Source organism: Polyangium spumosum, from assembly GCF_009649845.1.
Lineage (GTDB): Bacteria > Myxococcota_A > Polyangia > Polyangiales > Polyangiaceae > Polyangium > Polyangium spumosum.
Genome location: NZ_WJIE01000002.1, coordinates 351,432 through 362,989, shown reverse-complemented (window position 1 = coordinate 362,989; position 11,558 = coordinate 351,432). Strand labels below are relative to the sequence as shown.

The following is an 11,558-nucleotide window of genomic DNA, read 5'->3' as shown; positions in this document are numbered from 1 at the left end:
CGCCAGCGCTCCATGGTCGCATGCAAGCGCGCGATCCAGCAAGGCGGGATGTTCCCAGCTCCGACAGACACACCAGGACGAACCCCGAAGAGCGCCCGGAGAGGCCCGAGCAGGCGAAGCTCGTCGGACAAGCCACGAACGCGCTTTCCCGGAGGCGCTCGTTGCGATACACGAAGGTGCGTACCGTGGGATCCGGCACCTCGAGCACAGGACGCGAAGCTCTCTCCTCCGCGCGCCGCGCCGCGCCCTCCATTCCGCAGGCCTCGGCCCCCGCGCGACCACGCGGCCGGCCGAAAGGCCCGTTCACGCAGCACAGGCGCCTCGACACGTTGCGCGCGCTGCTGCAGCGGCACCCGAAAGGCCTGACGATCTACGAGCTCGCCCGCGAGCTCGAGGTGACGCCGCGATCGATGCGCCGCTACCTCGCGGAGGTGCGGCGGGATCTCGATCTCGTCTCGACCACGAGCAAGCCCGGCGGCACGCGCCTCTGGCGCCTGGCCCCCGGCGAAGCGCCTCGGCGCGTCGAGGTGCGGCGCACGCAGGCCTACGCGCTGCTCGCGGCGCGGCGCCTGTTCGAGCCGATGCGCGGCTCGACGCTCTACGAAGAGATCGACCTCGCCGCGCAGCAGCTCCTCGGCGTCGCGCGGCGCCCAGGCCGCGGCCCGAACGCAGGCGTGGCCGACGCGCGCCTCGAAGAGCGCTTCCTCTACCTGCCCTTCGCCCCGAAGGACTACGCGGCGCACACGGAGGCGCTCGACGATCTCTTCCAGGCCGTCGCCGATCTACGCCCGCTCTCGTGCCGCTACCGACGCGCGAAGGACGGTCGCGAGGACAAGGTCCTCATCCATCCCTACGCGATGGTCCTCTACAAGGACGCGATCTACTGCGTCGGCTTGCACGCGGGCCGCGGCGAGATCCGCACGTTCTTGCTCGACCGCATGCGCGACACGGAGTGCGCGACGACGGAGCGCTTCGATCTACCCGCGAATTTCCGCGTCGAGGACTACTTCCAGGGCACCTTCGGCATCTGGTCGGGCGGCGCCTCGACGCACGTGGTGATCGACTTCAGCGCGAAGGTCGCGGACTTCGTGCGGACGCGCAAGGTGCACCCGTCGCAGGTGATCGAGGAGCTGCAAGGCGGAGGCGTGCGGCTCTCGCTCGACATCGGCGACATGACGGAGCTGACGTCGTGGGTCCTCGGCTTCGGCGAGACCGCGCGCGTGCTCGAGCCCCCGGATCTCGTGGCGCGCGTGAAGAAGGAGCTCCAGCAGGCCGTGGCGAACTACGACGCCGCTCCCGAGGATCGACCGAAGGTGAAGAAGAGCCGGTCGTCGTAGCGCCGGGGTTTCACCCCGGACCCCGTCTGGCCAACGATGGGGCTGCGCTCGGCAGAGCCGAGCTACGCCCCAAACCCCGGGGTTGTCCACCCCTGGACCCGGACCAGGGCAAGCCCTGGACCTCTGGTGCATCGACCGCGATGCGGTCGATGCAGAGGTATGTTGCTTCAGGACACCGCGCGCATCGCTTCGTCGATCATCACCTGATGCTCGCGCGGATCGGCCCAGCGGGCGCGGCCCTCGTCCGGCAGCCGGTCGATCGGATCGAAGTAGAGGTACTTCTGGCCGGGCTTGACGCTCGGGCTCTCGAAGACGCTGATGCCCGTCACGCGATCGTAGAACTCGTACGAGTGCACGTCGCGCTTGCCGCCGCCGCCAGGGGCGTCGACGACGAACGTGGGCGTGTTGAAGCCCGCGGTCGAGCCGCGCACGTGTTTCTCGATGAGCTCGCCCGTCGCGACGGTCGTACGCAGGTCCTCGGCGCCCTTCACGAGGTCGTGCACGTACACGTAGTAGGGCTGCACGTTGAGGTGGCCGAGGCGCTTGACGAGCAGCTTCATGGTCTCCGGATCGTCGTTCACCCCGCGGATGAGCACGCTCTGGTTGCGCACGCGGATGCCGCGCCCGAAGAGCTTCTGCATGGCGTCGCGCGTGATGCCCGTGATCTCGTTCGGGTTGTTGAAGTGCGTGTGCACCGCGACCTCCTTGTGCAGCTTGCGGCCGAGGTCGGAGATGTACGTGACGGCGTCGATCCACTCGTCGTCCGTGAGGATCTTCTGCGGCATCACGGCCGGGCCCTTCGTCGCGAGGCGGATGCGGCGGATGTTGGGCATGCCGAGCAGCGTCTCGCCGATCGAACGAAGCTGCTCGGGGCGCAGGTTGTACGCGTCGCCCCCCGACACCACGATGTCCTCGAGCTCGGGCCGCGAGGCGATGTACGTGTACGCGGCGCGCCAGCGCTCCTCGTCGACCTTGAAGTGCGTCTTCTCGACCTCCTCGGTGTCGATGCCGACGGCATAACTGCGCGTGCAGAAGCGGCAGTAGACCGGGCAGGTGTCGAGCGGGAGGAAGAGGGCTTTGTCGGTGTACCGATGCGTCAGCCCCGGGACGGGCGCGTCCGCGCGCTCGTGCAACGAGTCGAGCCCGAGCTTGGGGTGGTCGGGCAAGAAGCGCGACCCCAGCGGGATGAACTGGGTGCGCAGCGGATCACGATAGGGGTCCGTCCAGTCGATGAGCGAGAGCAGGTAGGGCGAGACGCGCACGCTCATCGGCGCGCGGGCGAAGCCCTCGGTCGCGTCCTTGATGAACTCCTCGGAGACGAGATCCCGCAGGGCCTCGAGGAGCTTGTCGGGCCGGGTGATCGATTTCTTCGACTGCCAGCGGTGATCGAGGAATTGCTCCTCGGTGACGTCGGCATAAGCGGGGATCCGCCGCCAGTCCGGCGTATCCTTGAAGTTCTTGTACTCGAGCCGCGCCGGATCGACCGGAGGCTTCTGCGGTACGATTTCGTAGGTGCGTTTGCTGAGCTCGATGAGGCTTTGGGCAGTCATGGTTCGCTCTCGAGGGTTTCGGCGGCCCTCGGGCTCGCCCGGCTGACGAGCGCCATATAGAACAATCGGGCGCCCGCGCAACCCGCAGGAAGGCGCGATCCTAGCACGAGGACGGCCCGGGGTCTCCAGGGAGTTCCCCGGCGCGGGAAACTCAGAGGCCTTCGAGCGGCAAACGAGCAGCCTTGAAGCTGCGATAATGCCCGACGACGCAGCCCACGTACCCCTGCGTCTCCTCGTACGGCGGGATGCCCTGGTACCGCATCACAGCGTTTTCCCCGGCGTTGTAGCCCGCCACCGTGAGCTCGAGATCACCGTTGAACATGTTCGCGAGCACGCGCAGATAACGGGAGCCGCCGAGGATGTTTTCCCGCGGATCGAAGGCGTCACGCACCTGCATTCGCAGCGCGGTCGCAGGCATGAGCTGCATCAAGCCCTGCGCGCCCGTGGGCGAGACGGCGCGTGGATCGAAGTCGCTCTCGCACTTGATCACCGCGCGAATGAGCTCTTCCGGCAGCCGATAAAGCCGCGCGCCCTCGCGAATCCACGAGTCGTACCGACCAAAACGCTCCGGCGAGCGGTCGCTCGGCATGGATACCGTGAAGAGCTGGGCAGCCTTCTTGCGCGTCTTTCCGCCCGCGTCCCCGCTCGTGATCCGATCCATCTTCCCGCCCGACTTTCCGCCGCGGACAGGCTGGCTCGTCACGTGCACGTTCCCCTGCGCGTCCGTGTAGGTATAAATGTCGGCTTCCGCCCGACCCGGCAGGAGCATCGCCGCCCCGAGGCCGAGCAGGCCGAGCACGAAGCGGGCAGAGGTGAGCGAAGAGGCGGCCAAGCGAGGCCAGGATAGCACACGGTCGGGCGACGGCATCAGGGGCCGAACCGGCGAGGGGGGCCGAAGCTTCCTTCGACCGGTCTCGCTCCACCGTTCTTGGTCTCCCGAGGCGGTCCGACCGCCCTCCCCGGCACCACGAACGGATGCAGAAGGGGGGCGCGATGCCCCGACCACGCCGGTTTCCCGCGCGGCTGGGCCCTTCGAGGGGCCCACGTGCACCAATTTCGGGGCCCGCCGACCGGTCGAGGGGCCTCTCGAGCACCGGTGGTGGACCTCCGGACCGGTCCGACCGCCTTGCCTCAGCCCTGACCGGTCGGCTCGGCCGGTCCGTCCGCTTCGGTGTCGGCCATGCGTCGCCCCGCGCCCCGGGCGCTGTAAAGCGAGGGCGCGATCTCGTCGAGGTCCCGCTCGCCCCAGGCGAGATAAGCCGCGCCCCGGCGGCACTGGTCGTACGCCTTGGCGAGCAAGGAAAACGCGCGCACCCGGAGCTTCGTGGGGTCGTCCGGCTTCTCGCCCGAGCGCGGGAGCTCGCGCTCGCCCACCGCCACGAGGATGTCCGGCCCGATCGCCGCCGCGCGCTCGACCTCGGCCCATTCGACGGCCGTCTTGTGCTCGATCGCGCTCCAATGCTCGGAGAAGAGCGCCGCGAGCGCGACGAGATCGTTCGCCGTGTCGAGGTGGCCCTGGCCGCTGCGGATCTCGGCGACGCGCTCCTTCTCGAAGAACCCGCGATGCGCGAGCGCCTCGGCCGCGACGAGCAGCGATTCGCGCAGGGGAGAGGCCTCCTCCAGGAGCTTCTTGACCGTGTTCTCGGGCCCCGGCGCCGGGAGCGAGAGCAGGTGCGAATACCAGGCCGCGAGCGCGTAGTTCTTCAGGTTGTCGATGTACCGAATGGGGTGCTTGGGCAGCTCGGCGACGAAGCGCTCCCGGAGCGCGGCGAGGTGCGGCGCGGCGCCGAGGACGATGGCGACGGCGCGCGGGACGTCGACGTTGACGGGCAAAAGCTCGCTCTCGGGGAGCGCGTCGACCTCGGCGCGCACCTCGGCGAGGGCAAACGCAGCGTCACGAGGCGGGGCGGGTTTGCCCGGGGCGGGCTTTTTCTTGAGGAGCTTGGGGGCGGGAGGGCTGGGCATGGGCCCACGTACACCCGCCGCGCGGGGGGAACAAGGAGAGAGGCTCTACGGCCCCCAGAGCGACGTCGGCAGCGCGTTGCGGTGCGAGAGCGCCAGCAGATCCATGAGCAGCGCGACCGTCACGTGCACGAGGAAGCCCGAGTAGATGCTCTTCGTGCGCATCGCGAGCGAGCCGAGCGCGATGCCCGCGACCACGGCGCCCGCGGCCTCGAGGTAAGGCTTGCCATAATGGATCATGCAATATGGCACGCACATCGCGAAGATCGCGCCGGAGCCGAGCGAGGTGCGCAGGCCCGAGAGCCAGAAGCCGCGGAAGAAGACCTCGAGCGCGAAGAACTGGGCGAAATACATGAGCTCCCACATCGCGAGGTCGAACCACGAGCGGGAGCATTGCTTGTAGAACGGGTAATACGTGCCGAAATCAGGCGCCCGCGAGACGATGACCACGGCCGGGACCACGACCGCGAGGCAAAGCCCGTAGATCCACGCGTGCTTCAGGAAGCCGCGGACCCGGAGGCCCATGTCGAGCAGGCTGTCCCTCCGGAAGCAGATCTTCCAGATGATCATGGGCATCGCGACGTACCCGAACACGCGCGTAAATGCCCACCAGCCGTAGCCGTAGAGCTCGTTCCACTTGCGCAGGTCGACCCCGTAGCCGCCCGCCTTGTCGAGCTCGCGCAGGAATGGCTTGATGTGATTTTCGTAAAAATCACGGCCGCCATAATACTCCTGCAACGTGAGCACGAGCGCGGTGGTCACGAAGAGCACCGCGGGCCGGTAGTCGTACGTCCCGGCGGCGAGCGTCTTGCGCTGGTGTTCGTGCGCGGCGACGTCGAGCTCGCGCCACGTGCGCCGGAAGAAGAACCAGAGCACGGGCGCGAGCGCGATGTACGCGACGACGGGGAAGAGGGCCTTCGTCGCCGTTTCGAAGAGCGTCGGCGCGACACGCGCCCCCGTCGGGCCGGCCGCCGCGAGGAGCGTCGAGGCGAGGTGGAACATCGAAGGCTCAGCCGTTCCCGGTCGCGGCGGCGATCAAGCCGAGCGCATGGTCGAGGCGCGCAAGGACGCGCGGCTTGCCGACGAGCGAGAGGACGTCGAAGAGCCCAGGCGTCGCCGTCCGGCCGCTGATCGCGACGCGGACGGGCTGCGCCACGTCCTTGATCTCGAGCTTCTTCTCGGTGAGGAGCTCGCCGAACCGAGCCTCGAGGTTCTTCGTGGAGAAATCGTCGATCGAGGCGAAGAGGTCCCGCACGGCCCGGAGGTGCGGCGCCTTGTCCGCGACGAGGAATTTCTTCACGGCCTTCTCGTCGTACGTGGGCAGATCGCGGAAGAAGTAGTCGAGCGCGTCGGCCGCGTCGGCGAACGTCTGCGCGCGCTCGCGGATGAGCGGGAGGAGCGCGCGGACCTTCTCGCGATCGACGCCCGAGAGGCCACGTTTTTCGAGGAACGGGAGCGTGCTGTCGAGGTAGGCGTCGTCGGGCGTGAGCGCCGGGGACTTGAGGTGCTCGAAGGCGATCGCCGCGAGCTTCTTCGCGTCGAACTTGCCGTCGGCCTTGCTGCAGTTCTCCCAGCCGAACTTCTGGACGAGGTCCTGCATGGAGAAGATCTCCTCGTCGCCGTAGGACCAGCCGAAGCGGACGAGGTAGTTCAGGAGGCCCATCGGGGAGATGCCACGCTCGCGGTACTCGCCGACGGAGACCGCGCCGTGCCGCTTCGAGAGCTTCTGCCCGTCGGGCGCGAGCATCATCGGCAGGTGCGCGAACTGCGGGACGGGCGCGCCGAGCGCCTGGTAGAGCAGGATCTGCGGCGGGGTGTTGATCATGTGGTCACGGCCGCGCGCCACGAGCGTGATGCCCATGGTGATGTCGTCGACGACCGCGCCGAGGTTGTAGAGCGGGACGCCGTCCGCACGCACGAGCACGGCGTCCTGCTGCGTGTTGTTCGGCGTGACGACCTCGCCGAAGACGAGGTCCTTGTAGGTGACGGAGCCCGAGCTCGGCGCGCGGAAACGAATGACGAACGGGCGATCGGGCGCGGGGCCCGTGCGCTCGCGGCAGGTGCCCGGGTAACGGAACTGAGCCTTCGGATCGCGGGCCTTCAGCGCCTCGCGCTGGGCGTCGAGCTCTTCCTTGGTGCAATAACAACGGTAGGCCGCGCCCGCCGCGATGAGCTTCTCCACGTGCTCCTGGTAAATCGGGAGCCGCTCCATCTGCCGGTAGGGGCCGTGGTCGCCAGAGGCCTCGGGGCCCTCGTCCCAGCCGAGCCCGAGCCAGCGCAGCTCGCGCAGGATGATCGCTTCGTTCTCCGGCGTGCTGCGCTCCTGGTCGGTGTCCTCGATGCGCAGGACGAACGTGCCGCCGGTCTTGCGCGCCCAGAGCCAGTTGAAGAGCGCCGTCCGGACGCCGCCGATGTGGAGGTAGCCGGTCGGAGAAGGAGCAAATCGAACGCGAGGCTTGCCTTGTGACATGGCGCCCGCCCTGTAGCATTTTTTACGACGAGTGTCGGCAGCGGCGTGCTCGTGCAGGCGCGCTCGCCGAGAGCGTGTATACCCTCGGGCTCCGAGCTCGTACGTGAAACGATTCCTGAGACAAGCCGCGCTGATCGCCGGGAAGGACCTCGCCATCGAGCTGTCCACGGGCGAGATCGTGACCACGAGCGGGTTCTTCGCCGTGCTCGTCGCGGTCATCGCGTCGCTCGCGTTTTTCGCAGGACAAGAAGCAACGGAAGGCGTGGCCCCCGGGGTGATCTGGGTCTCCGTCGCGTTCGCGTCGGTGCTCGCGGTCGGGCGGACGTGGCAACGCGAGCGCGAGGAGAACGCGCTCGCGGGGCTGCTCGTGTTGCCCGTGTCGCGCGGCGCGATCTTCGCGGGGAAGGCCGTGAGCGTGGCGATCTTCGTGGGGCTCGTGGAGGTGATCGTGGTCCCGGTGAGCGCGCTGCTCTTCTCGGTGGATCTGATCGAGATGGCGCCGGGGCTGCTCCTGATCGGGCTCTTCGCGACGCCGGGGATCGCCGCGGTGGGGACGCTCTTCGGCGCGATGACGGTGCGGACGCGGGCGCGGGATCTCGTGCTCGCGAGCGTGTTTTTCCCGCTGCTCGCGCCGACGCTGCTCGCCGCGGTGGCCGGGACGCGCGAGCTCTTCGGCGGCGCGGAGACGAGCGAGCTCTTCGATTACCTCGCGCTGATGGCCGTGTTCGGGACGGTGTTCACGGCCGGCGGCGTCGGGCTGTTCGATACGCTCATCGATGGATGATGGGGGTTTGGGGGCGTAGCTCCGCTTGTCGGAGCGGAGCCCTCAAGCGATGATCGCATCGGCGCAGCGTTCGGCGGCGGCCGTGATCGCGTCGGGATCGAAGTCCATGCCGGTGCACTCGCCGACGGCCCAGATGCCCTCGCCCGCCGCGCCGTTTTCGTCACACGCGACCACGTACCCGCGCGCCGGATCAAAACGAACCTCGGCGCCGGCCTGCGCCGCGAGCTCGAACGCGGGGGCGCCGGGCACGCCGACGGCGAGGACCTCCGCGTCGAGGCGGCGCACCTTGGAGCCGTCACGCATGAGGACACGCTTCACGTGCCCCGTCCCCTCGACACCCGCGAGGGCCGAGACCCCGAAACGAAGCACGCGATCCTCGAACCGGTTCGAAAGCTCGTCCGACCAGAGATCATCACCCACGACGACGATCGGGCCGTCGGGCTCGATGCCGTACGCATGAAGCAGGCAGACCGCGCGGGCAGAGAAGACGCCCGGCATGTCGTTGCCCGGGAAGGCGAGCACGCCGTCGTGCGCGCCCGTCGCGAAGACCTTGATCGGCGCGCGCACCACGACAGCCCCCGCCTCGGAGGCGACGAGAAGGTCCCCGAGGTACGAGCCGGCGACGGTCGAGCGCGAGAAGACGAGGTCGCCGGTCAAACGAAGTGATTCGAGCCGCGACGTTTGATCGGGCAAGGCGAGGAGGGAGCCGCCGAGGGAGAGCCCGTCGTCGACGACGACCACACGCGCGCCCGAGGCGCCGAGCCTGTTCGCGACGACGAGGCCCGCGAGGCCCGCGCCCACGACCACGGCGTCGGCCTCGAGCAAGCGGGCGGGTCGGGTCGCCTCGATCTCGGAGGGCAGGCGGCCGAGCCCCGCGATCTTGCGCGCCATGCTCTGCATGATCGAGCCGAGCGCAGGGACACCCGCCATGAAGTGGTGGTGGTCGATGCCGTTCGGGAAGAACCAGTCGGTCACCCGCAAGAGGTCGGCCTTGCGGGATCCAACGACGTTCTGGGTCTCGATGCGCTCGCCGCCGGCCGTCGCGTGGAGGCAGGTCATCACGTTCGGCGCGCCGTCGACGCGCATGAGGCAGCCGTCGCAGCCGCCGCGGAGGCAACTCGCGCTGCGCGGGCGGTGGAGCTTGGGGCTACGCGCCAGGATGATCTTGTCCTCGGCGAGCAGCGAGGCGGCGAGCGGCTCGCCCCGCTCGGCCCGCACCGGCGAGCCGTCGAGGTGGATCGTGACGGGATCTCGGAGGGCCCGCGTACGCCGGAACATGGGCGAGGGCGCTATAGCACGAAGGTCTCGGGGCCGGCCCACGCAAACAAAGATCCACGGGGACTCGCGGCTGATCTACCCTCTCGACTCGATGCGCCTAGGCATCCTCGGACCGGCCAACAGAGATCTACCCGCGCTCGGACGAGCCGCGCGGCTGCTGCTCGACGAGGTCGAGGTCGACAAGCTCATCTACCTGTCGGATGACGGCGCGCTCGATCTCGTGGCCAAGGCCTGGGGCTATCGCCTCGTCGACGCGAACCCGGGCGAGGATTTCACCTTCGCGCGAGCCGCGCTGCGCTGCGCGCGCGCGACGCCGGAGGAGATCGACGCCTTCGTGGCCGCCGAGCGCACGCGGCTCGGGCTACGCGCGTTGACGAGCATCCCGAGCCGCCAGCTCCGCTCGATCGAGCTGCTCGACGGGCGCGTCGCGGTCTTCGTGTACGACAAGGGGATCCTCGATCAGGACGACATCGCGGCCGCGAGCCTGCTCGTGTACGGGCGGAGCCAGGAGCCGACGATGAAGCGGATCGGCTCGAGGATGTTCCTCTCGCCAGGCCCGATCGGGGCGCCGGGCGGAGGCATGGGCGTGCTCGAAGAGGTGCCCTCGGGCGGGGTGCGCGTGGAGATCCGGAACACGAGCGGGGCGGTCACCGCAGAGGACGTGCTGGGCGGCGGGCCGAGCCTGCCGGGCATCAAGATGCGGGTGCAGGATGGCAAGAGCAGCGGATGAGCCGGAGGCGCCCGCGCCGACGTCGGGTCATCGGGTCGCCGTGTTCGGAGGGAGCTTCAACCCGCCGCACGTCGCGCACGTGCTCGCGGCGGTGTACGTGCTCTCGACGGAGCCCCTCGACGAGGTGCTCGTCGTGCCGGTCTACAGGCACCCGTTCTCCAAGGAGCTCGCGCCGTTCGAGGATCGCCTCGAGATGTGCAGGCTCGCGTTCGCCTGGATCCCGCGCGTTCGCGTCTCCCCCGTGGAGCGCGAGCTCGGCGGCGAGAGCCTCACGTTGCGGACGCTCGAACATCTGCGGTCGACCCACCCCGACTGGTCGATGCGCCTCTTGCTCGGCGCGGACGTGATCGCGGACCTCGCGAAGTGGCACCGGTTCGATCGGATCGCGGAGCTCGCGCCGCCGCTCTTCGTGGGCCGCGCAGGCGTGACGATCGAGAGCGCGCCGGAGCCGATGCTGCCGAAGATCTCGAGCACCGAGGTGCGGGACGCGATCGGCCGCGGCGAGAGCGAGCGCGTGGACAAACTCGTCCCGCGCGAGGTGCTCGCGTACGCCGCCGAGCATGGTCTCTACCGGAGGAGCTGATGGCGAAGAAGGACCGCGTGTTCATCCTGGGCGCAGGCAAGGTCGGCGCGGGCCTCACGCGGGCGCTGCGGAGCGTGGGGTACCCCGTGACGCTCCGGCCGCAGCGGAGCGGGCTGCCGAAGCGGCGCGTCGACGCTGCTTTCGTGATCCTCGCGGTGCGGGATCGTGACCTCCAGCCGCTCGCGGAGCGGATCCGGGACGCGGGCCTCTTGGGGCACCAGAAGGCCGTGGTCGTGCACTGCGCGGGCGCGCTCGGCCCGGAGCCGCTCGCGCCGCTGCGGAGCGAGAACGTCGCGGTCGCGCAGATGCACCCGATGATCTCGTTCGCGTCGACGGAAGACACGCCGTCGCTCACGCGAGGGCAGCTCCACGTGGACGGAGACCCGCGCGCCCTGCGGGCCGCGGCGAAGATCGGGCGGAGCCTCGGGATGACGCCGCGCACGATATCGGGGCTCGATCGCGTGCTTTACCACGCGGCGGCCGGGCTCGTGGCGAACGGGGCGGCGGCGCTCGCCGCAGGCGGGGTGGATCTGCTCGGGCGCGCGGGCGTGCCGGCGGACACGGCGGCGGCGATGCTGGGGCCGCTCCTTCGAAGCGTCGCGGACAACGTGGAGACGATGGGTTTGCCGGCGGCGCTCACGGGGCCGGTGCGGCGCGGGGACGCGGCGGGCGTGGGCCGGCACCTCGAGATGCTCTCGCGCGCGGCGCCGCACCTCGTGCCGCTCTACGTCGCGGCTTCGAAGCTGCAGGTGCCGCTCGCGCGCGCCCTGGGCGACGCGCCGGCGGAAAGCTTCGATGCCATCGTGACGGTGCTCGAAAAGGCGCCGGACGGCGCCTGAAAACCGTTGCGGCTCGCGACGGGCG

General features: G+C 69.5%; 11 protein-coding genes. 5 read left to right on the top strand and 6 right to left on the bottom strand.

The features are described from left to right. Positions 1–161: 161 nt before the first annotated feature. Entirely contained in the window at positions 162–1,337 is a 1,176-nt protein-coding gene (locus tag GF068_RS07505) for a helix-turn-helix transcriptional regulator (RefSeq protein ID WP_240806725.1), read from the top strand. 167 nt (positions 1,338–1,504) lie between these two features. On the opposite strand, the gene GF068_RS07500 is transcribed toward GF068_RS07505, so the two are convergent. The 5 genes from GF068_RS07500 to gltX form a co-directional block, all read right to left on the bottom strand. Continuing rightward, positions 1,505–2,887 carry a KamA family radical SAM protein gene (locus GF068_RS07500; protein WP_153818641.1) on the bottom strand — a complete coding sequence of 461 codons (1,383 nt, stop codon included), beginning with the start codon at positions 2,885–2,887 and terminating at the stop codon, positions 1,505–1,507. A 151-nt stretch (positions 2,888–3,038) separates the two neighbouring features. After that, the gene (locus GF068_RS07495) at positions 3,039–3,719 is read right to left on the bottom strand and encodes a transglycosylase SLT domain-containing protein (protein ID WP_240806724.1); all 681 of its coding nucleotides are present in this window, start codon (positions 3,717–3,719) and stop codon (positions 3,039–3,041) included. Positions 3,720–4,018: 299 nt separating this feature from the next. Next, positions 4,019–4,852: a hypothetical protein gene (locus tag GF068_RS07490; protein ID WP_153818639.1), complete on the bottom strand. Its 834-nt coding sequence runs from the start codon at positions 4,850–4,852 to the stop codon at positions 4,019–4,021. Positions 4,853–4,897: 45 nt separating this feature from the next. After that, a complete protein-coding gene (locus GF068_RS07485) occupies positions 4,898–5,851 on the bottom strand; it encodes a CPBP family glutamic-type intramembrane protease (protein WP_153818638.1) in 954 nt (317 codons plus the stop codon). A gap of 7 nt (positions 5,852–5,858) precedes the next feature. Next, positions 5,859–7,319 carry a glutamate--tRNA ligase gene (gene gltX, locus GF068_RS07480; protein WP_153818637.1) on the bottom strand — a complete coding sequence of 487 codons (1,461 nt, stop codon included), beginning with the start codon at positions 7,317–7,319 and terminating at the stop codon, positions 5,859–5,861. 103 nt (positions 7,320–7,422) lie between these two features. On the opposite strand from gltX, the gene GF068_RS07475 reads away from it, so the two are divergent. Continuing rightward, a complete protein-coding gene (locus tag GF068_RS07475) occupies positions 7,423–8,103 on the top strand; it encodes a heme exporter protein CcmB (protein WP_338046271.1) in 681 nt (226 codons plus the stop codon). Positions 8,104–8,145: 42 nt separating this feature from the next. Here the strand turns inward: GF068_RS07475 and GF068_RS07470 are convergent, their stop codons facing one another. After that, positions 8,146–9,381, bottom strand: coding sequence for a 2Fe-2S iron-sulfur cluster-binding protein (locus GF068_RS07470; RefSeq protein WP_153818636.1), 1,236 nt, complete (start codon positions 9,379–9,381; stop codon positions 8,146–8,148). 91 nt (positions 9,382–9,472) lie between these two features. Between GF068_RS07470 and GF068_RS07465 the strand changes: the two genes are divergently transcribed. Genes GF068_RS07465 through GF068_RS07455 form a run of 3 tightly spaced genes read left to right on the top strand, consistent with a single transcriptional unit; the run spans position 9,473 to position 11,533 of the window. Next, a complete protein-coding gene (locus GF068_RS07465; protein WP_153818635.1) occupies positions 9,473–10,111 on the top strand; it encodes a hypothetical protein in 639 nt (212 codons plus the stop codon). Then, on the top strand, positions 10,092–10,694 hold the full coding sequence (gene nadD / locus GF068_RS07460) for a nicotinate (nicotinamide) nucleotide adenylyltransferase (protein ID WP_153818634.1): 603 nt from the start codon (positions 10,092–10,094) through the stop codon (positions 10,692–10,694). Before GF068_RS07465 ends, nadD begins: the two co-directional genes overlap by 20 nt. After that, on the top strand, positions 10,694–11,533 hold the full coding sequence (locus tag GF068_RS07455) for a DUF2520 domain-containing protein (protein WP_153818633.1): 840 nt from the start codon (positions 10,694–10,696) through the stop codon (positions 11,531–11,533). Before nadD ends, GF068_RS07455 begins: the two co-directional genes overlap by 1 nt. Positions 11,534–11,558 lie beyond the last annotated feature (25 nt).